The sequence below is a fragment of the Streptomyces sp. SID13666 genome (assembly GCF_010548325.1).
Lineage (GTDB): Bacteria > Actinomycetota > Actinomycetes > Streptomycetales > Streptomycetaceae > Actinacidiphila > Actinacidiphila fildesensis.
The window spans coordinates 114297-141172 of sequence record NZ_JAAGLX010000021.1 but is presented as its reverse complement, the minus strand read 5'-3'; the positions used below and the strand labels follow the sequence as shown (position 1 = coordinate 141172).

Here is a 26876-nt window from a genome sequence, read left to right as displayed (position 1 = left end):
CGGCCGGGGTGGTCAGCCGAGCGCGGCCCGCTGCGCCGGGTCCAGCAGCGCGGCCGGGCCGCGCACCGCCAGCGCGCTGAGCGGGCCGGGGCCGTCCGGAACGGCGCGCAGCGCGTCCTGCCCGGCAGGGGAGGCCCAGCGGGTGTACGGATGGACCTCCACGCGGGCGATGATCCAGCACCCGGTGGTCAGCAGCAGCGGCAGCGCGAACCAGGCCTGCGCCTGGCCACCGTCGGGCTGCCCGCCCGCCGACAGGACCAGGGCGGCGCCGGCCATCAGCAGGTTCAGGAGTATGGCGCCGCGCACCTGCCGGATCCCGGCGGTGACGCTCTCCCGGGCCGCCGCCGGCACCGCGAGGCCGTCGCCCACGAGCCGTTCCCCGAGGGCGCGGATGGCGCCGGCCGCGGCGTGCGCCACCCGTATCGCGGCGACCGGGGACTGGCCGTCCGGCCCGATGGAGGCGATCAGCGACCGTTCGAGATCGTCACGGCCCTCGGCGTCGACCACTGTCGCCCACCCGGTGTGCGCGAGCAGCAGCCGCCGCTCGCCCGCCATCGAGACCAGCGTCAGATCGGTGACCCGGCGCGGTCCGCCGGACAGGAACGCCGTCTCGTACAGACCGAGTCCGGCGACCTGGGGCCGGCCGCCGGGCCCGGCTGCGGGCAGAGCGCCCGCGGCGATCGCGGCCCGGCACAGACGCGCGCAGGAGACGACCGCCGCGACGCACGCGACGAGAAGGAACAGCATCCACATAAGGGATTTCTACTCGACGGTAGTGACACTCCGCCGGGAATTTCGCGGATCGACCCGTGCGGCGGCCGGCCCGTTAAGAACTGCTGCTGCCGCAACTGGATCCCGAGCTGGATCCGCAGCTGGAACCGGAACTCGAACCGCAGCTCGACCCCGAACTCGAACCGCAACTGGATCCCGAGCCACCGCCGCAGCTCGACGCGGATCCGCCCCCGCCACCGCAGCTCGACGACGACCCTCCGCAACTCGAAGCGGAACCCCCGCAGCTGGTGCCGCCGCCGGCCCAGCCGCCCGCGGCATCGCCCCACGAGCCCGGGTCGGACGCGTCGGACGACGGCTGCGAGGACTGCGCCAACTGGTCGCGCAGGACGGTGTCCTGGATCGAGGCGGCACCGGCCAGCGCGAACAGCATGGTGGCGTCCGAGCCGGTGGAGGCGGTGCGGGAGGCCAGCAGCGGACGGTTGCTGAGCCGCAGCCCGTGCAGCACCCGCTTGCCGGCCGGTGTGAGCCGGCCGCGCGGCGCCGAGCACGTCAGGAGGACGAAGAGCCCGACGGCGAGCCCCGGCAGCACCCGGACGAACAGCGGCAGCCCTGAACCGACGACGAGATGCGGCATCACCTCCGCCAGCGACAGGAACAGCAGCAGGCACCAGACGGTCTTGTGCAGCGTCGACACCCGCCGCCATCTGCGGTGGACCTCGGGCTGGAAGAACAGGCCGCGGCGGGCGAGCCGGTCGCCGATCGACTGCACCGGAGATCCGGTCAGCACCGCCGTACGGACCTGGCGCAGGCCGCCGCCCCACTCGGCGCCGCAGGCCTCCAGCAGGGCGGTCTCGACCGGATTCGATGCGACCGGCCGGAGCACGGTCAGCTGTCCTGAAGCGTCCACGGCGATCCGGCCGTCCGCGTGCATCGCCCCGATCACGGTGTCGGCGACCCGGCCAGGACCGCCGGCCAGGAAGGCGGTCTCCAGCGGATCCCGGGGGATGTCGCCGTGGTACGGCCGGGTGAAGCGGCGGGCGCGGATCTTCTCCCCGACGAGGTACGCCGAGGTGGCGGCGATCAGCAGGTACACGGTGAGCATGAGGCCGGTCATGACGTTCATCGAGGTCACCTTCCCGGCAGCGCGGTGCGCGCGGCGTCCATGATCCGGCCGAACCGTCCGGTCCGCGCGAGGCGGCCGGGGCGGGCGGCCGCGGACAGCGGCGCGGGACCCGAGCGCTCCCGCCACCAGCCGTCCAGCAGACGGCGGGTGGCGTCGTCGAGCGCTTCCGCGTCATCGTCCAGCACATGCTCCGCGAAGCACAGCGCGTCGAGGCGGTAGCCGCCCTGCAGCGGGTGCGTGGCCGCGTACCGCAGGAAGGCGGGACGGTAGCGGTCGCCGAGGATCTCCGGCAGTTCCGGGGCCACCTTGGCGGTCACATCGGCGCGCTTGGCCGCGAGGGCCCGCGACTGGACGCCGATCCGGCCGCGGTCGAAACCCTCCGGGACGGGGGTGCCCGCCACCAGCGCGGAGAGCAGCGCCGTCTGCGCGAGCGCGAGCCGCTGCCGTGCGGCGGCGGCCCTGTCGACGTCAGACACAGTGCGCCTCCTGGGGCCGCTCCGCCGACGGGACACCGCGGATCGCCGCGAGTTCCGCGGCGAGTTCGGCCGCGGACGGGAAGTTGTCGTCCCGCTCCAGCAGGACGCCCGGCGGCCGGATCCGCTCGCGCAGCGCCGCGAGCACGTCCAGCACCGGCCGGGTCACCGGATGGGCGTGCGTGTCGTGCCAGACGCCGTCCTTCTCGGTCCCGCCCGCCACATGGACGTAGGCGATGGCCTCCAGCGGCAGTTCGTCGAGCACCGCGACCGGGTCCTCGCCCCGGTTCACATGGTTGGTGTGCAGATTGGCGACGTCGATGAGCAGCCGTACGCCGGTACGCTCCACCAGCTCGTACAGGAACTCGCCCTCGCTGAACTCCTCGTCGGGCCAGCCGAGCAGCGGCGCGATGTTCTCCAGCGCGAGCGGCACGGGCAGCGCGTCCTGCGCGATGCGGACGTTCGCGCAGAGCACGTCGAGCGCGTCGCGGGTGCGGGGTACGGGGAGCAGGTGCCCGGCCTCCAGCCGCGGCGAACCGGTCAGCGGTCCGCCGGCCCGCACGAACGCGATGTGCTCGCTGACGAGCGGCGCCCCCAGCAGCCCGATCCGCGTGGCGAGCGCCGCCAGCCGGCCGGGGTCGGGGCGCTCAGCGCCGCCCAGGCCCAGCGAGACCCCGTGCGGGATCACCGTCGTGCCGTTTTCGCGCAGCCGCCGCAGCGGTTCCGGGAGGTGATCGGCGCAGAGGTTCTCCGAGACGACCTCCACCCAGTCGACACCGGGCAGCTCCGCGATCGCGTCCGCGATCTCCGGCCGCCAGCCGATACCTGTACCCAAGTCCTTCATGCCGTCCCCCTCCGCGTTTCCCGCACACGCCGTGCCGGGGTGATGGCCCCGCCGGGACCGGGCGAACCCTGTGGGTGGCCGGTTCAGAGCTTGATTTGAGGTTCCCGTGCCGGTGCGGGCCCGTCGCCCGCCCGGTGTCACGCGCTGGTGGTGCGGCGCAGCGGGAGGTAGTCGGAGACGACCGTGCAGGAGCCGGGGACGATCTCGGTGAAACCGGCGTCGCGCACCACGGGCAGGCCGGAGCCGGTGAGCGCCGGCCATTGGGCGGGTGCCGGAGTGCGGACCGCGAGCGGGAAACCGGCGTCGCGCCACGCGGTGCGTTCGGCGTCCGTCAGTTCCCACCAGGCGAGCTGTGCGCCGTGGCCCGCCTGGGCCATGGCCTTGCCCGCGGACATGTCGAGCTCCGGGTTCATCCAGAGCACCGGCAGCCCGGCCTCCGCCACGGGCGGGGGTTCCGGATCGTCCAGTTCGGTGCCCGAGACCTGAAGCTTCGCCAGCACCTTGGGCCAGCCGTCCAGCGGGACCGGCGGATAGACCCGTACCTCGGCCTCCAGCCCGGTCACGGTGATGCCCGGCAGATATCCGGCCCGGCGCCACTCCGAGCCGCGCGCCCGGCGGACGACCTTGCGGATCCGGGCGTCCTGCCAGTCGCGTACCGCCTCGGCCCATTCGCCCTCGCCCGCGGCCCGTTCGTCGGACAGCAGGGTGAGCACGGCGCGCGCCGCGGTCTCCAGGGCGTCGGTGCGCGCCGGCGGGTCGTCCTTCTCGATGCGGACGACGAGCGGGAGGACGAACTGGGGCGCCGCGTCGCGGTCGATGCTGGTCACGGCCACAGTCTGCCACCGAGCAGGGCGCCGGACGCGTTCGGTCCGCCGGGGCTCGCCGCCGCGCCCGCCATCGGGTCCGCCCCGCCGGGAACCGCCGACGATCTACGATGACCGGGTGGATACGGCCGCGATACGCGTTCCCAGCGAGCTCGACCCGGTGGCACGGGTCGAGCGGATGGCGCTTCCCGCCCCCGGCGACCCGCCGCGGCTGTGGCTGGTGAACGCGGCCCGGCACGCCGACTTCGCGGCGCGGCTGGCGTCCGACGTCCTCGACCCGCAGGAACTGCGCAGCGCCGCGGCCTTCCGCGCCGACGCCGACCGGGACTGCTACCGCGCCGCGCACGTCGGACTGCGGCTGCTGCTCGGCGCCCAGCTCGGCAGCGCCCCCGGAAACGTACGGCTGGTCCGGGAGGACTGCCCGGGGTGCGGCGGGCCGCACGGCCGTCCCGCCGTGGCGGGCGGCGGTGTGCACTTCTCGCTGTCGCACAGCGGCAGCTTCGCCCTGCTGGCATTCGCCGCGACCCCGGTGGGGGTGGATGTGGAGACCGTCCCGTCCGATGACGCGGTGGCGGACATCGCCTCCGTGATGCACCGGGTGGAGATCGCCGAACTCGCCGCCCTGGAGCCGCCGGAGCGGCCCGCCGCCTTCGCGCGGGCGTGGGTGCGGAAGGAGGCGTACCTCAAGGGGCTGGGCATCGGTCTCGGCCGCGACCCCTCGGCGGACTACGTGGGGACCGGCGAGACGCCCGCGGCCGGCCCGGCGGGCTGGTCCATCGCCGACGTGGCCGTGGGGGAGAACCGCGCCGCCGCGGTCGCCGTGGCCGACCCGGGCGCGGCGGACATCACGCCCCCCGCAGCCACCGCGCGCTGAACCGGCGCTCCGTTCTGGACGGGACCGGCGTCCTGCTGGTCCTGGGCCGTCTCCACCTCGGGAGCCGGCTCCGTCTTCGGGGCGTCCTTGAGGATGAAGTACGTCGCCAGGAAGCCCAGCGCCACGAACCCGGCGGAGAACAGGAAGGCCAGGCTGTAGCCGTCCCGCAGTGCCGAGATGTTCTCCGCGCCCTTGTCGAGCAGGGAGTTGCTGCGCGAGGGGCCACGGTCGCCAGGACGGCGAGGCCGACGGCGGCACCGGACTGCTGGGCGGTGCTGTTGAGGCCGGAGGCGAGACCGGTGTCCTCGGGAGCGGCACCGGACATCGCCCGCATGATCACGGCCGGGACCGCGAGACCCATACCGAAACCCTGGATGACGAGCGTCGGCATCACGTGCTGCCAGTAGTTGCCGTCGACCGGTGCGCGGCTGAGCAGGACCAGGCCGATCGCGAGGGCCGCGAGTCCGGTCAGCAGGACCCGGCGGGTGCCGTAGCGGATGGTGAGCTTCACGGAGAAGAACAGCGACATCGTGCCGATGACCAGCGGTGCGGGCAGGAAGGCGAGTCCGGTCTGCATGGAGTCGAAGCCGAGCACCCGCGCGGCCCCGCTGCGCTGCCGGTGAGCGCCGCCTCGGGAAGGGCGTCGCGCAGGGCGTCCACGAGAGCGGGCGTGCCCTCCGTGTCCGCGGTGCCGCCGAAGACGTAGAAGTCCGGGCGGACCAGGACGGCACGCGCCCCGATGCCGTTCAGATACGCCGTGTACGTGCCCTCGGTGTCGACGACCGCGCCGCCGCGCGCCTGTTCGGCCGGCGTGCCGGGCGGCAGCGCCGCACCAGGTGCGCACCCACCCTCTGCAGCGGGTGCCTGTGCGGGCCATGGGCCCCAGGGCCTTGGCGGGGAGGGGGTCGGCGGGCGAGGATGGCGATCATGAACAGTGACCTTTTCGCGGCCGAGAACATGGCCAAGCCGGCCACCGAGCCCGGTATGACCCTGGAGAACGCCAAGTCCGTCAAGTACGCGGTGAACGGCGAGTGTTACGCCCGCCAGGGCGCGATGATCGCCTTCCGCGGCAACCTCCAGTTCGAGGTGAAGGGCCAGGGCGTCGGCAAGTTCCTCAAGCGCGCCTTCACCGGCGAGGGACTGCCCCTGATGTCCGTACGCGGCACGGGCGAGGCGTGGTTCGCGCACGAGGCGGCCAACTGCTTCATCATCAGCCTCGATCAGGGCGACGCCATCACGATCAACGGCCGCAACGTGCTCTGCTTCGACACCACGCTCGACTACGAGATCAAGGTCGTGAAGGGCGCGGGCATGGTCGGCGGCGGCCTCTTCAACAGCCTCTTCACCGGTCATGGCCGGCTCGGCGTGATCTGCGAGGGTAACCCCATCATCATCCCGGTGAGCCAGCAGTCGCCGGTCTACGTCGACACCGACGCCGTCGTCGGCTGGAGCGCCCATCTGCAGACCTCCGTGCACCGCTCGCAGAGCTTCGGCTCGATGCTGCGCGGCGGTTCAGGCGAAGCGCTGCAGCTCATGCTGCAGGGCGACGGGTTCGTCATCGTCCGGCCGAGCGAGGCCAGGCCCGTCCAGCCGGCCGCCCACTGACATGAGGCTGGAGCGCGTCGGCCGGCGCTACGGCCTCGGCGGGCCCTGGGTGCTGCGGGACGTGGATCTCGACGTGCCACCGGGTTCGCTGCTGCGCGTCCAGGGCGCCAACGGCAGTGGGAAGTCGACGCTGCTGCGCATCGTCGCCGGCGTCGACCGGCCGTCCACGGGGCGGATCACCGGCCGCCCCGCGACCGCGTACGTGCCCGAACGCTTCCCGCCCGCGCTGCCGTTCGACGCCCATGGCTACCTCGTCCACCTCGGCGCGATCCACGGGCTGCGCCGCACCACGGCAGGCCGGCGCGCGGGGGAGTGGCTGGAGCGGTTCGGGGCCGCCGGCCACGCCCGCACCCCGATGGACGAGCTGTCCAAGGGCACCGCCCAGAAGATCGCCGTCGTCCAGGCGCTGCTCGCCGAGCCGCGGTTGCTGGTCCTGGACGAGGCGTGGACGGGCCTGGACGAGGCGGCCCGCACGGTCCTCGACGACGCGGTGCGCGAACGGGTCGCGGCGGGCGGTGCCGTCGTCTTCGTCGACCACGACGCGCGGCGGCTCGCGGGCGAGCCGTCCGGCGTCCACCGGTTCGCGGACGGCCGGCTCACCGCCGTCGCGGCGGCCGGCGCGGAAGCGGACGTCCCACGGGTGGTCGTCGAAGCGTCAGGCCCCGGTGAACCGCCCGCCCTTCCGGGCACTCCCGGCTACGGGCCCGCCGCACCGGGCCGGATCCGGATCACCGTCCCGGCCCATGAGTCCGACGCGGTCCTGCGCGCGCTGCTCACAGCCGACCCGCCCTGGCACATCCGGGCCGTCCGGCCGGAGCCGGGACCGGGGGCCGCGGGCCCGGAGGCCGGTCCCGGCTCCGGGACGGGGTCCGCCGACACCCGGGGAGACACCGGATGACCGCCCTTGTCCGCTACCAGGCCGCGCTGCTGATCCGCTCCCAGCGCTGGCTGCCGCCCGTGCTGCTCTACGGGGTGATCATGGCCATCGGGATCTCGTCGGGGCAGCCGCTGCTCGACTCGCTGGCCTTCGCCGCCGCCGGAATGCTCCCCGTCGCCGCCTGGCTGGTGCGGGTGTGCGTCACCAACGAGCCGCCCGCCGCGCGGGCCTGTGCCGCCGCGGCGGCCGGACCGGGCCGCGTACATCTGTCGAGCGTGCTGACGGCGCTGCTCGCGGCCGGTGCCCTCGGCGCCGCCGGGGTGTTGGTGGTCGCGGTGATCAGCGACGCCCACACCGCCGATCGCCGGCACGTGGTCCCGCTCGGACCGGCGGTCACGGCCGGGCTGCTGGCCGTGCTCGTCTCCGCGCTGCTCGGCCTCGCGGTCGGCGCGCTCACCAACCCGCCGGTGCTGCGCCGCGCCGGCTGGGCGATCCCGGTCTCCGGACTGAGTGCCCTGCTGGTGCTGGTCATCGGCGGCTCGCCCGCCAACGCCGCCGTGTCGGGACTGGTCAGCGGCTCGCAGACCGGCACGGTCGGGCTGCCGCTGCTGCCCCTGTGCCTGGCGGCAGTCGCGGCGGCCGCGGCGACCGCGGTCGCCTGTGCGCTCGGTTCACGCCGCTGACGATCCGGCCTCCAGCCGCCGGCCGGGCCCGGGGGGCGGGCCGTGCCGGTCCGGCGGGCCGAACTCCGGCCCGGTCACCGCCCGCTGGGCCGCCCGTGCCAGCGAACGGCGGTCGTGGTGGGCACCGGGCGGGATCGGGGGCAGCACGCTGACCTCGGCGACGAGGCCGCGGGCGGCGGTCACCCGGAGCAGCGAGGCCACCAGGGTGTCCTCGCCGACGAACGCGGCCGCCGTGGCCGGACCCGCGCCGAGCCGGTACCGGATCAGTACGGGCTGCACCGCGACCCTCGCGTCCAGCGCGGCCTGGAACACGGCGGGACGGAAACGGCCCTGCCGCCGGCCGCACCAGGTGCTGCCCTCCGGGAACACGACGACCGGGGTGCCCGCGCGCAGCACCGAGGCGATCCGGGCGACGGTGCCGGGCAGCGCCCGCAGCCGGTCGCGTTCGATGAACAGGGTGCCGCCGCGGGACACCAGAGCCCCCAGGAAGGGCCAGGACGCGACCTCGCTCTTGGCGAGCATCCGGGCCGGGCGCACGGCGGCGACCAGCGGGATGTCCAGCCAGGAGATGTGGTTGGCCACCACCAGCACACCGCCCGCGGGGACGCCCCCCGCCGCACCGGACACCCGGATCCGCACCCGCACCCCGAAGGCGGCGGGCACCGTCCGGGCCCAGGCTCGGGTGAGCCGGCCCCGCAGCGCCGGACGGCAGCAGCGCACCAGCGGCGCCAGGGCGAGCCCGACGGCCACCAGCGCGATCCCCGCCGCGCAGCGCGCCGCCTGGCGTGGCCGGCCGACGGTTGCGAAGGTCCCGGCCAGACAGTGCCCGGGGGTGCAGGGCGCACTCGGCAGCCAGTGCGGGACACCGGTCGGCGGCACCGCGGGGGGAGGCGTCGCGGCGGGCAGCGCCGCCGGGCCGGGCGCCGGGCGCGTGAGGAGTCTCATTGCGTGGGGGCGAGCGAGAGGAAGTGCCGCAGATAGCGCGGGTCGGTCCGGCGCAGCGACAGCAGGATGTACAGGTCGGCCACGCCGAAGTCCGGGTCGTGCGCGGGCTCTCCGCAGACCCAGGCACCCAGCCGCAGATAGCCGCGCAGCAGCGGCGGGAGGGCGTTGCGGCCACCGGGACGCGGACGCTCGATGCCCGTCGGGTCCCAGGCGCGCAGCGGGCGCACCCGGTACTCCTCGGGCGACAGGTGGCGGGCCCGCACGGTGTCCCACACCCCGGCGGCGGAGGTCCCGCCGTCGGCGAGCGGCACCGAGCAGCAGCCGGCCAGCCAGTTGTGGCCGGTGCGTACCAGATAGCGGGCGATACCCGCCCACATCAGGCTGATCACCGCTCCGTCCCGGTGGTCGGGGTGGACGCAGGACCGGCCGACCTCGACCAGGTCACCGCGGATCGCAGCGTGCCGGGAGAGGTCGAACTCGCTCTCCCCGTACAGCCGCCCGGCCGCGGCGGCGCGCTCCGGCGGCAGCAGCCGGTAGGTGCCGACGACCGCGCCGGTGGTCTCCTCGCGGACGATCAGGTGGTCGCAGTGGGCGTCGAAGGAGTCGATGTCCCAGCCGGGCTCGGGGGAGTCGAGCAGTGCTCCCATCTCACCGGCGAAGACCTGGTGGCGCAGGCGCTGCGCGGCCCGTACGTCCGCCGCGTCCCGGGCCAGCGACACGGAGTAGCGCGGGCTCACGGCGGTGGTGGCAGAGGCGGTGGGAGGGGTGGTGGAAGTGGCGGGGGAGTCGGGGACGGCGGTGGCGAAGGATTCCAGGGTCGTCATGGGTACTTCATCGCCGCGCCGGCTGGACTTGACGTGACCATTGCGAGGCGTCGTGATGTGAGGTGCCTGAATGCCTGCCTGCCACGGCTCGAAGCACGGCGGCAGCCGGGCCGCGCACCCCCTGGATGCACGGCCCGTGCCCGCGGGATCACTCCCGGTGGGTCACTCCCGGGAGGTCGGGATCACTCCTGCGGGGCCAGCCGCAGCGAGATCGAGTTGATGCAGTAGCGCTGATCGGTGGGTGTGGCGTAGCCCTCGCCCTCGAAGACATGGCCGAGGTGGGATCCGCACTTCGCGCAGCGGACCTCGGTGCGGACCGCGCCCATGCTGCGGTCCTCGATCAGCTCGACGGCGGCGGAGTCGGCCGGGTCGTAGAAGGACGGCCAGCCGCAGTGCGACTCGAACTTTGTGTCCGAGCGGAACAGCTCGGCGTCGCAGGCACGGCAGGAGTAGACACCGGTGGTCCTGGTGTCGGTGTACTCGCCGACGAAGGGCCGTTCGGTGCCGGCCTCGCGCAGGACCGCGTACTCCTGGGGGGACAGCTCCTCGCGCCACTGCTCGTCGGACTTCTCGACTTCGTACGGCATGCCGTTGCTCCTCAGTTCTGGCTCTCCAGGCGGGACAGGATGAGCGGACCGAGGTCGGTCACGTCGCCCGCGCCCATAGTGAGAACAAGGTCGCCGGGCTTGGCCATTCCGGCGATCACGTCCGGGATCGCGTCCTTGTCGTGCTCGGCCGTCACATCGGCGCCCGCGGCGGTGGCAGCGGCGGTGATCAGGGCGCTGGTGACGCCGGGGATCGGGTCCTCGCGGGCCGGGTAGATGTCCAGCACCACGGAGGCGTCGGCCAGCGCCAGCGCCTGGCCCATCTCGACGCCCAGCTCGCGGGTGCGGCTGAACAGGTGCGGCTGGAAGACCACCAGTACGCGTGAGCCCCCGGCGGCCCCCTTGATGGCCTCCAGGTCGGCGGTCATCTCGGTGGGGTGGTGGGCGTAGGAGTCGATCACCTGGACCCCGGCGGCCTCACCCTTGAGCTGCAGCCGGCGGCGGACGCCGGTGTACTTGGCGAGCGCCGAGGCGAGATTGCGCGCGGGCGTGCCGAGCGCGATACCGGCGGCGAGCGCGGCCACCGCGTTGTGCGCGTAGTGCCGGCCGGGCACGGAAACGGTGAACGTGAGCATCCGCCCGGCGAGCAGGACGGTGACCTCGCTCGTCAGACCCCGCTGGTTGATCTTGGTGATCCGCAGGTCGGCGCCCTCGGACTCCCCGACGGTGACGATGTTCAGCCCGCCGATGTCGCGGACCCGCGAGGTCAGCTCGACGGCGCCCGGCTGGTCGGCGGAGATGACGAGCGTGCCGCCGGGCCGGATCCGGCCGACGAACGTCTCGAAGGAGTCGTAGATCTCGTCCATCGACGCGTAGTTGGCGTGGTGGTCCAGCTCCACGTTGAGGATGATCGCGACCTCGGGCGCGTACTTGTGGAAACTGCGGTCGCTCTCGTCCGCCTCCGCCACGAAGATCTCGCCGCCGCCGTGGTGGGCGTTGGAGCCGGGCGCGTCCAGGTCGCCGCCGATGGCGTACGAGGGGTCGAGGCCGAGCGCGGTGAGGCTGACCGCGAGCATCGAGGTGGTGGTGGTCTTGCCGTGGGTGCCGGCCACCGCGATCGGGCGGGTGCCGTCCATCAGCGCGGCGAGCGCGTCGGACCGGTGCACGACCGGGATACCGCGCTCGGCGGCGGCCGCCAGCTCCGGGTTCTCCGCGCGGATGGCGCTGGAGACGACCACGCAGGTGGCGTCGGCGGCCAGATGCCGGGCGTCATGGCCGATGCGCACCGCGACCCCGAGGGCCCGCAGCGCCTCGGCCGTCTCGGAGTCCTTCGCGTCGCTGCCCGCGACCTTGGCGCCGCGCTGCGCGAGGATCTTGGCGATCCCCGACATTCCGGCTCCGCCGATGCCGATGAAGTGCGGTCGGTCCATCGTGGAGGGAATGGTGGGGCTCATACGTGGATCTCCCGGGACGTCTCGAACGGCTTGCCTGCAGCCCCGATTCTCGCACCTTCCTCTACTCGCTCGGCGCAGCGTTGTCAGCACCGAAGACGGGTCCCTCAGGAGGCCCGGATCAGGCCGCTGCTCAGGCCCGCCGCGATGGCGCCGGTGCGGCTGTCGACGTCGAGCTTGTCGTAGATGTGCACCAGATGGGTCTTGACGGTGGCCTCGCTGATGAAGAGCCGGCGGGAGATCTGCTTGTTGGCCAGCCCCTCGGCGAGCAGCTGCAGGATCTCGGCCTCGCGCGGTGACAGGGTGGGCCGCCCCGACCGGACCCTGCCCAGCAGCCGCGCGGCGACCGGCGGGGCCAGCACGGTCTCGCCCCGGGCGGCGCAGCGCACGGCGGCGGCGACCTCCTCCGGAGGTGCGTCCTTGAGCAGATAGCCGGTGGCGCCGGCCTCGACGGCCGCCAGGATGTCGGCGTCGGTGCTGTACGTGGTCAGGATGAGGACGGCGGGCGGGTCCGGCAGCGCGGTGATCCGCCGGGTGGCCTCCACCCCGTGCATGCCGGCGCCCATCTGCAGATCCATGAGGACCACGTCAGGACGCGCTACGGTCCCGCCGGCCAGTAGCCGCAGCGCCTCGGCGCCGTCGGCGGCCTCGCCGACCGCCTCCAGCTCCGGCAGGTCGTCGACCATGGCGCGCAGACCGCGCCGTACGACGGGGTGGTCGTCGACGATCAGGATCCGGATCACCTCGGCACCGTGGCCGGAGCCGGCTGAGCGTCCGGTTCCGGGGCGGCCGCGTCGGCCGCGGGCACCGGCAGTGCCGCCGCGACCGCCGTGCCCTCGCCCGGCGCGGACTCCACGGTCAGGGTGCCGCCGAGCCCGGCGATGCGCTCGCGCATGCCGTGCAGGCCGAAGGAGACACGCTCGCCGGCCGCGGGCGGGGCGCCGGGGTCCTGCGGGGTGAACCCGACCCCGTCGTCGTACACGTCCAGCGTCACCTGGCCGTCGAGGAAGACCAGCGTCACGGCGGCATTGCGGGCCCGTGCGTGCCGGGCGACGTTGGCCAGCGCCTCCTGGGTGAGCCGCAGCAGGGCGACCTCCGCCTCGATGGGCAGCGGGTACGGATCGCCGTCCAGCCGGAAGACGATCTCCGGCGCGGGCTGCGCGGACGCCTGCGGTCCTGAGCCGAAACCGGCCGTGATGCGGCGCAGCGCCTCCGGCAGCGCGGCGTCCTGGAGGGCGGGCGGCGTGAGGTCCTGTACGAAGCGACGGGCCTCGGCGAGGTTCTCCGACGCCGTGCGCCCGGCCTCCTGGATCCGTTCGCTCGCCGTACCGGGGCCCGCGCCGCCGGGCAGCAGCGCGCTGTCCGCGGCACGGGCCAGCAGCACGATGCTGGACAGCCCCTGGGCCAGCGTGTCGTGGATCTCCCGGGCGAGCCGCTGCCGCTCGGCGAGCCGGCCCGCCTCGCGCTGGGCGGCCGCCAGTTCGTCCCGCGTCCTCGTCAGGTCGTCGATCAGCCGCTGGCGCTGCCTGCTCTCGCGGTACAGGGCCGCGTACCCGAACGCGGTGAGCACGGCGACGGCCGCGCCCGCGGACGGTCCGATGACCTTCGCGGCGGTGAGACCGTCCGGCCCGTGCGACTGCGCGACGACGATCAGCGCGGTCGCGGCGCCGACGGCCGGCAGCGACCAGCGCCGCGGCAGCACGTGCAGATACAGGAAGAACAGCGGGAAGACGACATAGCTGAAGTCCCGGTCGGCGAGCAGCAGTCCGATCCACAGTGCGGTGACGGCGGCGAGCCAGCCCAGCACCCAGGACCGCGAGGGCTCCCGGCGCTCGCGCAGCACGCCCGCGCCGTAGACCAGCCCGAGCACCAGGCCCGGCACCAGCAGTGCGGCCGGCCCGTCGCCGAACGCCACGGGGCCGAGCGCCACGGCGAGCAGCACGAAGAACGTGCCGTGCAGGGCCGCGCGCATCAGGCGCAGTGCGGGGGTGTCCTCGGGCGTACGGGAGCCGGTGGGCCGGCCCGGGGACAGGGATATGCCGGAGTTGCTCACATCTACCGAGGGTACGGGGAGCCGGACGCCCTCAGCGGGGGCCTGGCATCAACCTTTCGATGGATTCCGGTACCGCTCCTCTCCCTGATGGCAGCGGCGGCCCGGCCGGACAGCCTTGAGGGAGAGCCGGGAGAAGGCGCAGCCGGACGACCCGGCGGAACCGAGCAGTCCGACCCAGGAGGGTCCAGAAGGTGTTCGTCGCACTCCGTGACATCAGATTCGCCAAGGGGCGGTTCGCCCTCATGGGCGTGGTCGTCACGCTCATCACCACGCTCGTCGTGTTCCTCTACGGCCTGACGGGCGGGCTCGGCCGCGACGCCTCGTCGGCCGTCGACGAGCTGCCCGTGACCGACATCGTGTTCGGCGCCCCGGCCGGGGCCGCCGCCGAGGTGTCGTTCAGCAGCAGCACGATCAGCGCCGCCCAGGCCGCGGCCTGGGCACGCACCCCCGGGGTCGGCTCCGCCGAGCCGCTCGGCGTCGCGATGACCCGGGCCGCCGGCGCCACCGCGGCGGGCTCGGTGAGCCTCTTCGGCGGCTCGGCGGACCTGCTGCCGCCGCTGCTCTCCGGCAGCGCCCCGCGCGACGGCCAGGTCGCGGTGAGCCGGTCGGTCGCGGACACCTACGGCGTCGGCCCCGGCGGAACGCTCGGGCTCGGCACCGAGAAGGTGACGGTGTCGGGGATCACCGCCACCCGCTCGTACGGGCACGCCGCGACCGTCTGGACCACCCTCGCCACCTGGCAGCGGATCAGCGGTCAGCGGCAGCCCACCGTGCTCGCCGTCCGCCGGTCGGGGGCGGACCTCGGGGCGGCCGACGCGGCGCGGGGGACCAGGACCGTCGCGCGCGGCGACGCGCTCGTGGGGATCGACGGCTACCAGGCCGAGCACCTCAGCCTGCAGATGATCCAGGTGTTCCTGTTCGCGGTGAGCGCCCTGGTGACCGGCGCGTTCTTCACGGTCTGGACGGTGCAGCGCAAGCCCGACGTGGCGGTGCTCAAGGCCATCGGCGCGAGCAGCGGCTACCTGGTGCGCGACGCGCTCGCGCAGGCGCTGGCCGTGCTCGGCGGCGGGGCGCTGCTGGGCGGTGCGATCGGGGCCGGGGGAGGAGCGGTCGCCGCGTCGGCGGTGCCCTTTGCCGTCGGCCCGGCCACCGTCGCCGTGCCCGTCGCCGTCATGGTGCTGCTCGGCCTGGCCGGCTCGGCCCTCGCGATCGCCCGCATCACCTCCGTCGACCCGCTGACCGCGCTGGGAGCCAACCGATGACCGTCCTCGCGCTCGACTCCGTCCGGCTCACCTATCCGGACGGGGACCGCCGGCTGACCGCGCTCGACGCCGTGTCCCTGGACGTCGCCGCCGGTGAACTGCTGGCGGTGGCCGGGCCGTCGGGCTCCGGCAAGTCCAGCCTCCTCGCGGTGGCCGCGACCCTGTCGCGGCCCGACTCCGGGCAGGTCGTGGTGGCCGGCCGGGACACCACCCGGCTGAGCGACAAGGAGCGCACGGCGCTGCGCCGCGAGCACATCGGGATCGTCTTCCAGCAGTCGAACCTGCTCGGTTCGCTCACCGCGCTGGAGCAGTTGCTCGTCGTCGAGCACCTGCGCGGCGGGCCGGTGCGGGCGGCCCGGGAGCGGGCCGGGGCGCTGCTCGACTCGGTCGGCCTCGACGCGGCGAAGCGCGCCCGGCGGCCGCACCAGCTGTCCGGCGGGGAGCGCCAGCGGGTGAACATCGCCCGCGCGCTCTTCGGCCGCCCGGCGGTCCTGCTGGTCGACGAACCGACCTCCGCCCTCGACCACGAACGCGGCGCGCAGATCGTCGACCTGCTGGCCCGCGTCACCGCCGAGCACGGCACGGCGACCGTCATGGTCACCCACGACCGAGCCCTGATGGCCCGCGCCGACCGCCTCCTCGACATGACGGACGGCCGCCTGGCCGTGGTTCCGACGCCGGCCGTCCGGTCGTGAGAACAGCGCGCCCCCCGGCCGTTCCGGCCGGGGGGCGCGCTGTTCCGTCGATTCTCAGTCGTGCTGAGCGAAGAGCTTCAGGACCGGGACCCCCACCTTGTGCCGCGCCCGCGACGTCCAGTCGCGGTGGAAGAACTCCTCCACGAAGTGCGGAGCGGTCAGCACGATCACCTCGTCGGCATGGGTCTGCTCGACCACCGACTTCAGCAGGTCCAGCGGGTGGTCCTCGACCACCTCGCCGATCGCCTCCACGCCGGCGGCGCGCAGCGCGGCCAGCGAGTGGCTCAGGGCCCGCTCGGCCGGAAGGGTGGCCTCCTGCCCCTCGGGCACCTCGCGTTCCTTGGTGGCGTCGTCCAGGTAGCCGAGGGCGACATCGTCCACGGCCCGCAGAAGCCGGTCCTGGTCGCCGCGCGGCTGCATGAGTACGACGAAGGAGACGGGCTCGTCGCCGTGGAGTGTGGTCACGAGCTCCACATCGGCGGGGGCGAGCGGCTTCTCGATCATGAGTACGGTCGTGAACACGGACGCGTCCTTCTTTCTCGTGGGCCACCGGGCCGGCACAGGAACCATCCTGCCCCGACTCCGTACGGGGCACGCGGTGTAAGTGTTCCCGCACGACAGCAAACGGAACGACATATTCCGCAGATTGTCAGCCGCGGGTGTAACGGGTGAACAGGAAACCGTCCTCTTCGAGGATCGAGGTCGGGGAGAAACGTTCCGGCACGGTGACTCCGGGACCGTTCATGATCCGCGGGGCATCCCCCGCGGTCAGGAGTGGAGCGATGGTCAGACACAGCTCATCGACTACCCCGGCCGCGGCGAACTGTGCCAACAACCTTGGACCGCCCTCGTGCAGCAGCCTGGTGAGCCCCAGTTCCGTCAGTTCGCGGACGGCCCGCACCGGATCGGCGCCGGCCCCGTCGCCCGCCGTGACGACGTGCGCGCCGGCCTTCTTGGCGGCCGCCACCCGGTCGCGGGGCGCGGTGGCGCCGGTCAGGATCAGCGTCGGGGTCAGCGGCGCGGTGAACAGCGGCAGCGTGAAGTCCAGGTCCAGGCTCGCGGTGACGACGGCGATGACCGGCGCCGGCGACTGGCCGGCGGCCGCCCGCCGCTCCGCGAACGCCTCCCGCGCCTTCGCCGGCCGGTAGCCCTCCTGCCGGACCGTCTCCGCGCCGACGACCACCACATCGGCCAGCGCCCGCAGCGTTCCGAACACCCGCAGATCGGCCGCCGAGGACAACCCCTGCGACTTCCCGTCGTGCCACGCGGCACCGTCCAGGGACGCCACCATGTTCGCCCGCAGCCACGGGCCTCCCGCCCGGTCCGGATACGCGTACGCATCCGCGAGCGCGTCGAGGGAGTCGAGGGTCTCATCGGCCCGGAGCACGGGATACAGGCGGCGCATGTCCCGCAGTCTGGCACGCCGGCGGCCGGATCAGCCCGCCCGTCACCCGAGGCGGAACCCCCGCCCGTCCGTCGTCCGGGAGCAGCCCCCGGCCCGGATTCAGCCGGCCCGGCACTTGAGCGGAACGGTCCGATCCGGCCGGCGATCGGGGCCGGGACCGGCCCGCCCGGCCGGCCGGGGCCGGGAGTGGGGTCCGCCACACTGCCGTGGCACTGCGTGCCGGAGGGACTAGGCTGAATGGTTGTGTCAACCCCTGTCTCCGCCCTCGCCCAGACCGCCGGTTCCGCCTCCGTCGCCGGAGGCCCGGCGACCCTGTGCGGCCGGACGCCCCAGGTACCCGCGGACCGGCTGGTCGCCGAGATGGTGCCGCCGCCGCGCTTCGACACCGTCCGGTTCGACAACTACCTCCCGGACCCCGATCAGCCCAGCCAGACGGACGCGGTGAAGACGCTCAGCGGCTTCGCGGCGACCCTCGGCGGCGCGACGGCGGTCAACGGCGGCAAGAAGCGCTGGTTCCGCCGCGAGACCCAGGCATCGGCCGGGCCCGGCGGGGTCTACCTCGACGGCGGGTACGGCGTCGGCAAGACCCACCTGCTCGCCTCGCTCTGGCACGCGGCCCCCGCGCCGCGCGAGCTGAAGGCTTTCGGCACGTTCGTGGAGCTCACCAACCTCGTCGGGGCGCTCGGCTTCCAGCAGGCGGTGCAGGCGCTGAGCGGCCACCGGCTGGTCTGCATCGACGAGTTCGAGCTGGACGACCCGGGCGACACCGTGCTGGTCTCCTCCCTGCTCGGCAAGCTCTCCGACGCGGGCGTGAAGCTCGCCGCGACGTCGAACACGCTGCCGGGCAAGCTCGGCGAGGGCCGCTTCGCCGCCTCCGACTTCATGCGGGAGATCCAGGGGCTGTCCTCACGCTTCCTCCCGTTGCGCATCGACGGCCAGGACTACCGGCACCGCGGGCTGCCCGAGGCCCCGTCCCCGTACTCCGACCGGCAGGTCACCGAGGCCGCGGACCGTACGCCGGGAGCCTCGCTCGACGACTTCGGCCCGCTCCTCGACCACCTGGCACGGGTCCACCCCAGCCGCTACGGAGCCCTGTGCGACGGCGTCGACGCCGTCTTCCTGCGGGACGTGCGGCCGGTGACCGACCAGGCCACGGCGCTGCGCCTGGTGGTCCTCGCCGACCGGCTGTACGACCGCGAGGTGCCCGTGATGGCCTCCGGCACCCCGTTCGACCAGATCTTCAGCGAGGACATGCTGGCCGGCGGCTACCGCAAGAAGTACTTCCGCGCCATATCCCGGCTCACCGCGCTCGCCCGTGACGCGAAGCAGCTCCCCGGCGCTGGCGCCACCGCCTGATCCGTCGCAGGATCGAGGCATGGCGAAGGACGGCAGGAGCGACAAGGCCGGCAAGCACGGCAAGGACGAACCCGGCTCGAAGAGCGGCAAAAGCGGGAAGAAGGGCGACGCGGACGCGCCCGTCGCCGACCTCCGCTCACTCCTGCGGGTGACACCGGGCAGCGGCCCGGTCCGGCTGAAGGCGCACGACACCTCCGGCACGCCCGGCGGGCCGTCCGGCAAGAAGCAGGCGCTCGCCGAGACCGCGGAGATGGGCGTACGCCTGGCCGAACTGCAGGAACGGCTCTTCGCGCAGAGCACGGCGGGCGACCCGCGCGCCCTGCTGTTCGTGCTGCAGGGCATGGACACCTCCGGCAAGGGCGGCACGGTCAAGCACGTCGTCGGCCAGTTCAACCCGTCCGGGCTGCGGACGCGCGCCTTCAAGGCGCCGACGCACGAGGAGCAGCAGCACCCCTTCCTCTGGCGGATCCGCCGGGCGCTGCCGCACCCCGGTGAGGTGGGCATCTTCGACCGCTCGCACTACGAGGACGTGCTGATCGTCCGGGTCCGGAACCTGGTGCCGCGCGCCACCTGGTCCAAGCGCTACCGGACCATCAACGCGTTCGAGGAGTCGCTCGTCGACGACGGAGTCACCATCGTCAAGGTCTTCCTGCACATCGGCCACGACGAGCAGCGCGACCGGTTGCTGGAGCGGCTCGACAACCCCGAGAAGCACTGGAAGTTCAACGTCGGCGATATCGAGGAACGGGCCCTGTGGCCCGACTACCAGCGGGCGTACGAGGTCGCGTTGGAGAAGTGCTCCACCGACGCCGCGCCCTGGTACCTGGTCCCCGCCGACCGCAAGTGGTACCGGAACTGGGCGATCAGCAAGCTGCTGCTGGAACACCTGGAGCTGATGGACCCGGCCTACCCGAAGGCCGATTTCGACGTCGAGGAGTGCCGGGCACGGCTGCTCGAATCCTGACCGCGAGTCCTGTGCGGAGCCAGGGCCTGTCGTTCCCTAGCCGGAACAGGCGGTGCGCTGCGCCTCCTGCCATTCGCAGACCGGGCACATCGTCAGGCCGGGCAGCGAGGCCGGATACTCCGTCGGCTTGCCGCACAGCACACAGGCGGCGCGCGGCCCGTGCTGGGTGAGGGGCGGGGCGGGGGCCGCTTCGGGTTCGCCGGGGTCGGCGTAGCACTCGGTCACCCGTCCACCGTACTGCGCAGGACCACGGCCGCGCGGGCGGCCAGGTGCAGCACACCGTCCGGGCCGGGCGGCTCGCAGGGAGGCCAGGCCGCGGCGACCGCGGTCCCCTTCGGCTCGGCGGCGAACGGGCCGGTGAGCGGGACGGCCGCCGGAGCGTCCGAGAAGTTCACCGCGGTCAGGAAACGCCCGCGGCGCACGGTGAGCACCGCCCCGGTGATGCCGATGTCGGGCGGCGGCGTCAGGAGCCCGGCGCCGGACAGCTCCGGCTCGGCCCGCCGCAGCGCGATCAGTTCGCGGTACCAGCCGAGCAGCCGGGCGTGCGGATCACGGTCGGGCTCCGACCAGTCGAGGCAGGACCGCAGGCGGGTGGCGGGGTCCTGGGGGTCCGGGATGTCCTCGGCGGCCCAGCCGTGCCCGGCGAACTCCCGGCGGCGGCCCCGCGTGATGGCCGCGGCGAGCTCCGGGGCGTCGTGATCGGTGAAGAACTGCCAGGGCGAGGCCGCGCCCCACTCCTCGCCCATGAAGAGCATCGGGGTGAAGGGCGAGGTGAGGACGACCGCGGCGGCGAGGGCGAGCTGCTCCGGGGTGAGCCGGTCGCCGGTGGCGCGGTTGCCGATCTGGTCATGGGTCTGCGAGTAGCCGAGGAAACGGTGTGCCGGGGTCGTCGCACGGTCCACCGGCCGGCCGTGGCGGCGGCCGCGGAAGGACGAGTAGCTGCCGTCGTGGAAGAAGACGCGGGTCAGCGTCTTGGCGAGCGCGGTGAGCGGCTCACGCGCGAAGTCGGCGTAGTAGCCCTGGGATTCACCGGTCAGCGCGGTGTGCAGACAGTGGTGGAGATCGTCGTTCCACTGCGCGGTCAGACCGAGCCCGCCGGCCTCGCGGGGGGTGGTGGTGCGCGGGTCGTTGAGGTCGGACTCGGCGATCAGGAACAGCGGACGGCCGAGCGAGTCCGACAGCGCGTCGACCGCCGCCGACAGCTCCTCCAGGAAGTGCAGCGCCCGTGTGTCGACGAGCGCGTGCACGGCGTCCAGCCGCAGCCCGTCGAGGTGGTAGTCGCGCAGCCAGGCCAGCGCGCTGCCGATGAGGAACGCGCGCACCTCGTCGGAACCCGGGGCATCGAGGTTGACGGCGTCGCCCCACGGGGTGTGGTGCCGGTCGGTGAAGTACGGGCCGAACGGCGGGAGATGGTTCCCCGACGGGCCGAGATGGTTGTGGACCACGTCCAGGACCACCCCGAGGCCGTGCGCGTGCGCCGCGTCCACGAAGCGCTTGAGCCCGTCGGGCCCTCCGTAGGGCTCGTGGACGGCCCACAGCGAGACACCCTCGTAGCCCCAGCCATGGGTGCCGGGGAACGGGCAGACGGGCATCAGCTCCACATGGGTGATGCCCAGCGCGGCCAGATGCGGCAGGCGCCCGATCGCGGCGTCGAAGGTGCCCTCGCGGGTGAACGTGCCGATGTGCAGCTCGTACAGCACCGCGCCCGGCAGCGGGCGGCCGTCCCACGGCAGCGTCCAGTCGAAGGCGTCATGGTCCACGACGGCGCTCGCGCCGTCCGGGCCGTCCGGCTGGCGCCGGGAGCGCGGGTCCGGCAGCGGTGGGCCGCCGTCGAGGACGTACGCGTAACGGCCGTCCGGGCCGGCCGGCGCCTCGGTACGCCACCAGCCGCCGCGGGCCGGATCCGGCGCCAGGGGACGGGTGCGGTCCCCGGTCAGTACCTCGACGCGCGCCGCGTTCGGCGCCCACACCTCGAACAGCACTGGCGGCTCCTCGGATCGGTCCCTCGGGGACGTTCTTCGGCCTTCGCGGACCTTCGCACCCTAGTGTCCGGCGGGCGGCCGGGCATCAGGGCCCGGCCGCCCGGCACGCCGCACCGCCCTGTGGAGCCCAGCGCTCGCCGACGGGATCAGATGAAGTTGATCCGCTCCTGGGAGACGGGGTAGCCGGCCTTCGCGAAGTTCGCCGCCATCGGGAAGTTGCCCTGGTCGGTGGCGGCCGTGATACGGTCCGCGCCCTGCTCCACGAGGTCCTGCGTGCACTCGACGAGCAGGTCGTAGGCGTAGCCGTGGCCGCGCTGCTCCGGGACGACGCCGATGAAGCCGATGGTCGGGCCCGCCGGGTTGTGGGCCGGGATGTGGAGGCCCGCCAGCTCACCCTCGGGCGTGAAGGCCAGCCGCCACCAGTCGCGCGGTGAGGGCAGCCAGTTGAGCCAGCCGAGGAAAGCGCCGGCGGCGGCCTCGCCCCCGGCCTTGTCGATCTCCTCGCGGTCGTGCGCGTCGAGGGTGTCCTGCTGGATGCGGCGCACGACGTCCAGGATCACCGCGTCGTCGGGCTCGGGCCGGTACTCCAGGCGACCGGTCCGCGCGGGGAGCGGGTCGCCTGCGGTCCAGGTGTAGCGGTAGCGCTCGACGAGCTGCTTGAGGCCGGCCGCGGTGACGGCGTCGATCCGGGACTGCGCGGCGGCCAGCAGCTCCGGCCGCTCGCGCCAGCCGGGCGGCAGCAGCAGGTCGTACTCGCCGTACAGCGGGGCGGTCCTGAGCAGCCGCACCCCCGCGTCGGCCTCGCCCTCGGCGAAGTCGAACCAGTCGAGCGCCTTCGGCTTCTCGTCGTCGGCACCCGCCCACCAGGCGGCGCGAGCCACGACGACACCGTCGCGCAGGGCGACCCAGGTCCATTCGGGGCGGTAGTCGCCGCCGTCCCCGACCATGCTGTACGGGTCGCCGAGGATGGCGCGGCCGACGAGACCGGGATCGGCGAGGGAGGCGAAGAGATGTGCTTCGCCCGCGAGGAGCGGACGGATGACCAGATCGGACATGAGGTCCTTCGGGAGAGTGACGCGCTCCCGGTCAGATGTGGGACGCCCGGTGGTCAGGGCGGGAGCGCGGGGAGGTCGTGACGGACATCGCTCTTGCCTACTTCCGTGATCATCTTGGGCGTGCGGACACCGTAGCCCGGTCCCGGAGAGGCTGTCCAGGGACTATTTTGGCCGGATGATCCAGCGCCAGGAAGTACCCGTCGTCCGGCATGCCACCAGGTCCGACCTGCCGCGCGTCGCGGAACTCGCCATCTCCCATGCCGCCTACGAGCAGGCCGACCCGCCCGCCGCAGGCTTCGCGGAACGGCTCGCCGACGCGCTCTTCGACCGTGCCGAGCCCCGGCTGATCTGCCTCGTGGCGCAGCTCCGGGACGGCTCGCTGGCCGGCTACGCGACCTGCACCCCCGAGTTCGCCACCTGGTCCGGCCATGAGTATCTGCACATGGACTGCCTCTTCCTCGACGGCGAGCACCGCGGCCTGGGCCTCGGCCGGCTGCTCATCGACGCGGTCGCGGCCGAGGCGGCGGCGCTCGGTCTGCAGGAGGTGCAGTGGAACACGCCGGTCTGGAACGAGGGCGCCATCCGGTTCTACGACCGCCTCGGCGCCACCTCCCGGGAGAAGCGCCGCTACGCCTGGACGGTGCCGGCCGACGCGGGCGCGCTGCGCGCGGTCAGCTCCTCGTAGCCGAAGCACAGACCCAGCACCAGGACGGCGCCGCCGACCTGGGCGAGCGCCGTGAGGCGGGTGCCGAGCGGGACGGTGGCGGCGAGCAGGGCCGCGGCGCAGAGCCGGGGGAGGAGCGGCCCGAGGCGGATGGCGCGGCGGATGGCGGTGTCGGCGGTGAGGAAGAGCGCGATGCCGCCCGCGAGCGCCCAGGCCTGGGCGTCGCCGAGCTGGTCCCCGGCGTGGCCGACGGCGGACTTCACGCCCGCGGCGAAGAGCAGGACACCGAGCAGCAGGCCGTAGTGGCCGAGGTTGTAGATCCGCACGGCCGCGAAGTTCCGCTGCCGGGCGGGCAGTTCCGCCAGGGCGCGCTCGCCCCGCTCGTCGTCCCCGTGCCCGAAGTACGCCCACCACAGCCCGAGGCAGACACAGAGCATCAGGACGGCGGCACTGACCCGTCCGGCGGTCAGCGGCGCGTCGCCCGCTCCGACGCCGATCGCGATCACGGACTCGCCGAACGCCACGATCATGACGAGGCCGTGCCGCTCGACGAAGTGGCCGCAGCGGATGGTGAATTCCCCCAGGCCCACCAGACGGGGCGTGGAGAGCTGGATGACGAGGGACACCGCCCACAGCGAGAGCTGCGCACTGCCCTCCAGATAGCCGCCGATGACGACGAGGGCGGCGTTGAGGACGTTCAGGGCGCCCATCCGGGCCACCGAGCTCAGGTCCACCCCCGAGGCGGCGAAGGTGCCGGTGTGCACGGCTATGACGAAGAGATAGGCGAGGCCGAAGACGACACCGCTGCCGTCGAAGGCGTGCGGGATCGCCAGCGAGATGATCAGGAAGCCGGCCATGCCGGCGAGCATCAGCCCGCGCCGGCTGTGGGTGGTGGGCGGCATCGCGTTGGTGAGCCAGATGAACGCGTCGTACATCCACCAGATCACCGCGAGCATGATCACGACGCGCAGCAGCCCGCCCCCGTCGAGATGGTGGGCGAGGCTGGCGGTGAGCTGGGTGATGGTGAAGACGAAGACGAGGTCGAAGAAGAGCTCCAGCGGGCTGACCCGCAGGGTCTCCTGCTCGGCGGAGTCGATGAAGTCGGTGGTCACGCCGGTGAGTATGAGTGATCGCCGAGGTGTTCGAACGCGGAACGGTGGAGTCCCTGTACGGCACCGGCCGTTACCGGGACTCCACCGTTCGGCTGTGGGTCTACCGGCGGCGCAGTCCGGCGAAGACCAGGGCCGAGCCGGCCAGCACGATCACCGCGTCGACGAGCAGCGCGGTGTGGATGCCGCTCAGCACCGAACCGGTGGCGGTGGTGCGGGCGGTGGCGATCGCGCTGAGCACCGGGATGCCCATCGTGATGCCGACCTGCTGGGTCATCGAGGTCAGCCCGGTGGCCAGGCCCTGCTCGTCGTCGGGCAGACCCGAGGTCGCGGCGACCATGTACCCGACGATCGCCGCGATATGGCCGAACGCGCCCGCCGCGGAGGCTGCCAGGAGCAGCGTCAGGGCGCTGCCGCCGTCGGTGCCCAGCCAGAAGAAGGCGGCGGTGGCGAGGGCCTGGACGAGCAGCCCGCAGGACAGGACGGTATGGGTGCCGTGGCGGCCGATGAGCCGCGGGGCGGCCATCCCGCCGACGAAGGCGGCGACACCGATACCGCAGAACGACAGGCCGGTCCGGAGCGGTGAGTAGCCCAGCACCTGCTGCATGTACAGCGTCAGCAGGAAGACGACCGAGCTCTCCATGGTGAAGGTGATCAGGCCGCCGAAGTTGCCCCACTTGACGGTGTGCCGGGTCAGGACCCGCAGCGGGGCGAGCGGGGCCTCGGCGCGCAGCTCGATGCGCCAGAAGGCGAGGAACAGGAGAGCGGCGGCGGCGAGGCAGCCCAGCGCGGTGGTGTCGGTCCAGCCGTGCTGGCCGGCCAGGGTGACGCCGTAGACCAGGGCGAGCAGCCCGCCGGTGACGGTGATCGCACCGGGGACGTCGAGCTTGGAGCGGGCGCCGCGGCTCTCCTCGATCACGGCCGGGGCGGTGAAGAGTATGACCAGCGCGACGGGCACGTTGAGGAAGAAGGCCCAGCGCCAGCTCAGCAGGTCGGTGAGGATACCGCCGAAGATCGCTCCGATGGTGAAGCCGGCCGACAGGAGGGTGCCGTTCAGGCCCAGCGCCCTGGCCCGCAGCGGGCCTTCCGGCAGCGAGGTGGTCAGGAGCGAGAGCGCGGCGGGGGTGGCCATCGCGGAGGCCAGACCCTGGGCGACGCGGGCGCAGAGCAGCATCTCGGGACCGGTGGCGAGCCCGCCGGCCAGTGATCCGGCGGCCAGCAGGCCCATGCCGGCCAGCAGCATCCGGCGGCGGCCCACGAGGTCGGCGAGCCGGCCGAAGAGCAGGGTGAACCCGGCGGCGGGCAGCATCATCGCGGTGGCGATCCACTGCAGGTTCGCGAGCGAGAAGCCGAGGCCGTGGCCGATGTCGGGCAGCGCCACGTTGAGGATCGAGAAGTCGACGGCGAGCATGAACTGCGAGCCGAGGAGCAGCAGGAGGACGAGGCGCTGGCGGGGGGTCATCCGGGGGATGCCGTCCTGGCCGGCGGCGGCCCCTGCCTCGGTGGCGGGTGACTTGGTGAGGGTGGTCATCACTGCTGTCCGATCGTGAGTACGGCGTTGCCGGTGATCCGCCGGTCGCGGAGGTCGTTGAGAGTGGCGGCGGTGTCCTGCCAGCCGGTCAGGCGCCCGATCTCCGGGTGCAGCCGGTCGTTCGCCACCAGCCGGACGAGGGCGGCCAGGTCGGGGCCGAACGCCTCGTCGAAGTGCTCGTAGTGGAAGTGCCGCACGGTGCCGGAGCGGGGGCCCTTGAAGAACCCGAAGAAGCTCAGCTCGGCGGGCTCGCGGGACGCCTGGCCGAACCAGATCATCGTGCCGCGCGGCCGCAGCAGCGCCAGCGCCCGGGCGGTGGTCGCGCCGCCCACCGACTCCAGCACCGTGTGGAACGGCCCGCGGGCGTCGCCCAGGTCATGGACGACGGTCGCGCCGAACTCGGCCAGCCGCTTGCCGCGTTCGGGCGTCGCGGTGACGGCGGTGACCTCGGCGCCCGCGCCGATGGCCAGTTCGGTGAAGTAGTGGCCGACGCCGCCGGACGCGCCGGTGAGCAGCAGCGGATGCCCGGACACACAGCCGGTGGTGCGCAGCAGCCGCAGCGCGGTGAGCCCGGCCAGCGGCAGCGCGGCGGCGCGGATCGAGGAGACGCCGTCCGGCAGGACGGCGAGCGCGTCGGTGCGGACCGCCGCGTACTCGGCCCAGCCGCCGCCCACCGGATGACCGACGACCCGCTGTCCGGCCCGCGGCCCGGACCCGTCGGCCGCGGCCTGGACGACCAGGCCCGCGATGTCCTTGCCGGGCCGCTGCCCCGGCTGCGGGGTGTGCAGCCGGAAGACCTCACCCCGGTTGACGGAGAACGCCTCGACCTTGACCAGCGCCTCGTCCGGCGCGGGCCGGGGCTCCTCGGTGTCGCCCAGGACCACCAGGCCGTCGGGACGCCCGGTGGGCAGCAGTGCCTTCATCGTCTGTTCCTCGATCCGGCGCGGTGCGGGTGTGCCGCGCTGAGATCAAGAAAAGCCGCAGGTCAGAGGGTGTGTCC

At 73.6% G+C, this 26876-nt stretch carries 27 protein-coding genes and 1 pseudogene; 9 read left to right on the top strand and 19 right to left on the bottom strand.

Annotation, left to right across the window (positions count from 1 at the left end):
• Positions 1-12 precede the first annotated feature (12 nt).
• The 4 genes and pseudogenes from G3I60_RS25295 to G3I60_RS25280 all read right to left on the bottom strand — a co-directional run bounded on the left by G3I60_RS25295 (position 13) and on the right by G3I60_RS25280 (position 3999).
• Positions 13-753, bottom strand: coding sequence for a TIGR04222 domain-containing membrane protein (locus G3I60_RS25295; RefSeq protein WP_164295256.1), 741 nt, complete (start codon positions 751-753; stop codon positions 13-15).
• 73 nt (positions 754-826) lie between these two features.
• A complete protein-coding gene (locus G3I60_RS25290; protein ID WP_164295255.1) occupies positions 827-1855 on the bottom strand; it encodes a TIGR04222 domain-containing membrane protein in 1029 nt (342 codons plus the stop codon).
• 5 nt (positions 1856-1860) lie between these two features.
• Positions 1861-3172: pseudogene (locus G3I60_RS25285) on the bottom strand (DUF692 domain-containing protein).
• 137 nt (positions 3173-3309) lie between these two features.
• Entirely contained in the window at positions 3310-3999 is a 690-nt protein-coding gene (locus G3I60_RS25280) for a peptidyl-tRNA hydrolase (protein ID WP_343241266.1), read from the bottom strand.
• A gap of 115 nt (positions 4000-4114) precedes the next feature.
• Between G3I60_RS25280 and G3I60_RS25275 the strand changes: the two genes are divergently transcribed.
• Positions 4115-4870, top strand: coding sequence for a 4'-phosphopantetheinyl transferase superfamily protein (locus G3I60_RS25275; protein ID WP_343241966.1), 756 nt, complete (start codon positions 4115-4117; stop codon positions 4868-4870).
• On the opposite strand, the gene G3I60_RS44665 is transcribed toward G3I60_RS25275, so the two are convergent.
• Positions 4842-5447, bottom strand: coding sequence for an MFS transporter (locus G3I60_RS44665; RefSeq protein ID WP_203673824.1), 606 nt, complete (start codon positions 5445-5447; stop codon positions 4842-4844). The genes G3I60_RS25275 and G3I60_RS44665 overlap by 29 nt on opposite strands.
• Positions 5448-5797: 350 nt before the next feature.
• Here G3I60_RS44665 and G3I60_RS25265 point away from each other — a divergent pair, with 350 nt between their 5' ends.
• The 3 genes from G3I60_RS25265 to G3I60_RS25255 are packed head-to-tail and all read left to right on the top strand — an operon-like array spanning position 5798 to position 8035.
• On the top strand, positions 5798-6475 hold the full coding sequence (locus G3I60_RS25265) for an AIM24 family protein (protein ID WP_164295253.1): 678 nt from the start codon (positions 5798-5800) through the stop codon (positions 6473-6475).
• A gap of 1 nt (position 6476) precedes the next feature.
• Positions 6477-7373: an ATP-binding cassette domain-containing protein gene (locus G3I60_RS25260; protein WP_164295252.1), complete on the top strand. Its 897-nt coding sequence runs from the start codon at positions 6477-6479 to the stop codon at positions 7371-7373.
• Positions 7370-8035 carry an ABC transporter gene (locus G3I60_RS25255; protein ID WP_164607743.1) on the top strand — a complete coding sequence of 222 codons (666 nt, stop codon included), beginning with the start codon at positions 7370-7372 and terminating at the stop codon, positions 8033-8035. Before G3I60_RS25260 ends, G3I60_RS25255 begins: the two co-directional genes overlap by 4 nt.
• Here the strand turns inward: G3I60_RS25255 and G3I60_RS25250 are convergent.
• The 6 genes from G3I60_RS25250 to G3I60_RS25225 form a co-directional block, all read right to left on the bottom strand.
• Complete coding sequence (locus tag G3I60_RS25250) at positions 8024-8980, bottom strand: 1-acyl-sn-glycerol-3-phosphate acyltransferase (RefSeq protein WP_138354298.1); 957 nt, start codon at positions 8978-8980, stop codon at positions 8024-8026. The two genes, G3I60_RS25255 and G3I60_RS25250, sit on opposite strands and share 12 nt — an antisense overlap.
• Positions 8977-9804, bottom strand: coding sequence for a GNAT family N-acetyltransferase (locus tag G3I60_RS25245; RefSeq protein WP_164295250.1), 828 nt, complete (start codon positions 9802-9804; stop codon positions 8977-8979). The genes G3I60_RS25250 and G3I60_RS25245 overlap by 4 nt, the downstream gene beginning before the upstream one ends.
• Positions 9805-9986: 182 nt before the next feature.
• Positions 9987-10391, bottom strand: a complete 405-nt coding sequence (gene msrB / locus G3I60_RS25240; protein WP_164295249.1) for a peptide-methionine (R)-S-oxide reductase MsrB — start codon at positions 10389-10391, stop codon at positions 9987-9989.
• Between the two features lie 11 nt (positions 10392-10402).
• On the bottom strand, positions 10403-11803 hold the full coding sequence (gene murC / locus G3I60_RS25235; protein ID WP_164295248.1) for a UDP-N-acetylmuramate--L-alanine ligase: 1401 nt from the start codon (positions 11801-11803) through the stop codon (positions 10403-10405).
• Positions 11804-11907: 104 nt separating this feature from the next.
• Entirely contained in the window at positions 11908-12543 is a 636-nt protein-coding gene (locus tag G3I60_RS25230; RefSeq protein ID WP_138354302.1) for a response regulator transcription factor, read from the bottom strand.
• Positions 12540-13853: a sensor histidine kinase gene (locus G3I60_RS25225; RefSeq protein ID WP_343241264.1), complete on the bottom strand. Its 1314-nt coding sequence runs from the start codon at positions 13851-13853 to the stop codon at positions 12540-12542. The genes G3I60_RS25230 and G3I60_RS25225 overlap by 4 nt, the downstream gene beginning before the upstream one ends.
• 191 nt (positions 13854-14044) lie before the next feature.
• Between G3I60_RS25225 and G3I60_RS25220 the strand changes: the two genes are divergently transcribed.
• Together G3I60_RS25220 and G3I60_RS25215 are read left to right on the top strand one after the other, a co-directional pair.
• The gene (locus G3I60_RS25220; protein ID WP_138354303.1) at positions 14045-15115 is read left to right on the top strand and encodes an FtsX-like permease family protein; all 1071 of its coding nucleotides are present in this window, start codon (positions 14045-14047) and stop codon (positions 15113-15115) included.
• Positions 15112-15810, top strand: a complete 699-nt coding sequence (locus G3I60_RS25215; protein WP_138354304.1) for an ABC transporter ATP-binding protein — start codon at positions 15112-15114, stop codon at positions 15808-15810. Before G3I60_RS25220 ends, G3I60_RS25215 begins: the two co-directional genes overlap by 4 nt.
• A 54-nt stretch (positions 15811-15864) precedes the next feature.
• Here G3I60_RS25215 and G3I60_RS25210 read toward each other — a convergent pair whose 3' ends face one another.
• On the bottom strand, positions 15865-16332 hold the full coding sequence (locus G3I60_RS25210; protein ID WP_138354305.1) for an indole-3-glycerol phosphate synthase: 468 nt from the start codon (positions 16330-16332) through the stop codon (positions 15865-15867).
• A gap of 127 nt (positions 16333-16459) precedes the next feature.
• A complete protein-coding gene (locus G3I60_RS25205) occupies positions 16460-17215 on the bottom strand; it encodes a pyrimidine reductase family protein (RefSeq protein WP_138354306.1) in 756 nt (251 codons plus the stop codon).
• A gap of 243 nt (positions 17216-17458) precedes the next feature.
• On the opposite strand from G3I60_RS25205, the gene zapE reads away from it, so the two are divergent.
• Both zapE and G3I60_RS25195 read left to right on the top strand, forming a co-directional pair.
• Complete coding sequence (gene zapE / locus G3I60_RS25200) at positions 17459-18571, top strand: cell division protein ZapE (RefSeq protein ID WP_343241263.1); 1113 nt, start codon at positions 17459-17461, stop codon at positions 18569-18571.
• A 19-nt stretch (positions 18572-18590) separates the two neighbouring features.
• On the top strand, positions 18591-19535 hold the full coding sequence (locus tag G3I60_RS25195) for a PPK2 family polyphosphate kinase (protein WP_164295246.1): 945 nt from the start codon (positions 18591-18593) through the stop codon (positions 19533-19535).
• Between the two features lie 36 nt (positions 19536-19571).
• Here the strand turns inward: G3I60_RS25195 and G3I60_RS25190 are convergent, their stop codons facing one another.
• The 3 genes from G3I60_RS25190 to G3I60_RS25180 all read right to left on the bottom strand — a co-directional run bounded on the left by G3I60_RS25190 (position 19572) and on the right by G3I60_RS25180 (position 22572).
• Positions 19572-19760 carry a hypothetical protein gene (locus G3I60_RS25190; RefSeq protein WP_138354309.1) on the bottom strand — a complete coding sequence of 63 codons (189 nt, stop codon included), beginning with the start codon at positions 19758-19760 and terminating at the stop codon, positions 19572-19574.
• Positions 19757-21517 carry a malto-oligosyltrehalose trehalohydrolase gene (treZ, locus tag G3I60_RS25185; RefSeq protein WP_343241262.1) on the bottom strand — a complete coding sequence of 587 codons (1761 nt, stop codon included), beginning with the start codon at positions 21515-21517 and terminating at the stop codon, positions 19757-19759. Before treZ ends, G3I60_RS25190 begins: the two co-directional genes overlap by 4 nt.
• A 146-nt stretch (positions 21518-21663) precedes the next feature.
• Positions 21664-22572, bottom strand: coding sequence for a GNAT family N-acetyltransferase (locus G3I60_RS25180; RefSeq protein WP_164295244.1), 909 nt, complete (start codon positions 22570-22572; stop codon positions 21664-21666).
• A gap of 175 nt (positions 22573-22747) precedes the next feature.
• Here G3I60_RS25180 and G3I60_RS25175 point away from each other — a divergent pair, with 175 nt between their 5' ends.
• Positions 22748-23257, top strand: coding sequence for a GNAT family N-acetyltransferase (locus tag G3I60_RS25175; protein ID WP_138354311.1), 510 nt, complete (start codon positions 22748-22750; stop codon positions 23255-23257).
• Here the strand turns inward: G3I60_RS25175 and G3I60_RS25170 are convergent.
• The 3 genes from G3I60_RS25170 to G3I60_RS25160 form a co-directional block, all read right to left on the bottom strand.
• Positions 23200-24348 (bottom strand): low temperature requirement protein A, encoded by a 1149-nt coding sequence (locus G3I60_RS25170; RefSeq protein WP_164295243.1) that lies wholly within the window; start codon positions 24346-24348, stop codon positions 23200-23202. The two genes, G3I60_RS25175 and G3I60_RS25170, sit on opposite strands and share 58 nt — an antisense overlap.
• Positions 24349-24448: 100 nt before the next feature.
• Positions 24449-25876: an MFS transporter gene (locus G3I60_RS25165; RefSeq protein ID WP_164295242.1), complete on the bottom strand. Its 1428-nt coding sequence runs from the start codon at positions 25874-25876 to the stop codon at positions 24449-24451.
• Entirely contained in the window at positions 25876-26799 is a 924-nt protein-coding gene (locus G3I60_RS25160; protein ID WP_164295241.1) for a zinc-binding dehydrogenase, read from the bottom strand. Before G3I60_RS25160 ends, G3I60_RS25165 begins: the two co-directional genes overlap by 1 nt.
• Positions 26800-26876: the final 77 nt, after the last annotated feature.

What these genes read in the sequence shown, in the direction of transcription:
- G3I60_RS25175 (WP_138354311.1), top strand. Translation starts at nt 22,748, where the DNA reads ATGATCCAGCGCCAGGAAGTACCCGTCGTCCGGCATGCCACCAGGTCC.
- G3I60_RS25290 (WP_164295255.1), bottom strand. Translation starts at nt 1,855, where the DNA reads ATGAACGTCATGACCGGCCTCATGCTCACCGTGTACCTGCTGATCGCC.
- G3I60_RS25165 (WP_164295242.1), bottom strand. Translation starts at nt 25,876, where the DNA reads ATGACCACCCTCACCAAGTCACCCGCCACCGAGGCAGGGGCCGCCGCC.
- G3I60_RS25160 (WP_164295241.1), bottom strand. Translation starts at nt 26,799, where the DNA reads ATGAAGGCACTGCTGCCCACCGGGCGTCCCGACGGCCTGGTGGTCCTG.
- G3I60_RS25265 (WP_164295253.1), top strand. Translation starts at nt 5,798, where the DNA reads ATGAACAGTGACCTTTTCGCGGCCGAGAACATGGCCAAGCCGGCCACC.
- G3I60_RS25255 (WP_164607743.1), top strand. Translation starts at nt 7,370, where the DNA reads ATGACCGCCCTTGTCCGCTACCAGGCCGCGCTGCTGATCCGCTCCCAG.
- G3I60_RS25245 (WP_164295250.1), bottom strand. Translation starts at nt 9,804, where the DNA reads ATGACGACCCTGGAATCCTTCGCCACCGCCGTCCCCGACTCCCCCGCC.
- G3I60_RS25215 (WP_138354304.1), top strand. Translation starts at nt 15,112, where the DNA reads ATGACCGTCCTCGCGCTCGACTCCGTCCGGCTCACCTATCCGGACGGG.
- G3I60_RS25205 (WP_138354306.1), bottom strand. Translation starts at nt 17,215, where the DNA reads ATGCGCCGCCTGTATCCCGTGCTCCGGGCCGATGAGACCCTCGACTCC.
- msrB (WP_164295249.1), bottom strand. Translation starts at nt 10,391, where the DNA reads ATGCCGTACGAAGTCGAGAAGTCCGACGAGCAGTGGCGCGAGGAGCTG.
- murC (WP_164295248.1), bottom strand. Translation starts at nt 11,803, where the DNA reads ATGAGCCCCACCATTCCCTCCACGATGGACCGACCGCACTTCATCGGC.
- G3I60_RS25260 (WP_164295252.1), top strand. Translation starts at nt 6,477, where the DNA reads ATGAGGCTGGAGCGCGTCGGCCGGCGCTACGGCCTCGGCGGGCCCTGG.
- G3I60_RS25250 (WP_138354298.1), bottom strand. Translation starts at nt 8,980, where the DNA reads ATGAGACTCCTCACGCGCCCGGCGCCCGGCCCGGCGGCGCTGCCCGCC.
- G3I60_RS25180 (WP_164295244.1), bottom strand. Translation starts at nt 22,572, where the DNA reads ATGTCCGATCTGGTCATCCGTCCGCTCCTCGCGGGCGAAGCACATCTC.
- G3I60_RS25295 (WP_164295256.1), bottom strand. Translation starts at nt 753, where the DNA reads ATGTGGATGCTGTTCCTTCTCGTCGCGTGCGTCGCGGCGGTCGTCTCC.
- G3I60_RS44665 (WP_203673824.1), bottom strand. Translation starts at nt 5,447, where the DNA reads ATGCAGACCGGACTCGCCTTCCTGCCCGCACCGCTGGTCATCGGCACG.
- G3I60_RS25195 (WP_164295246.1), top strand. Translation starts at nt 18,591, where the DNA reads ATGGCGAAGGACGGCAGGAGCGACAAGGCCGGCAAGCACGGCAAGGAC.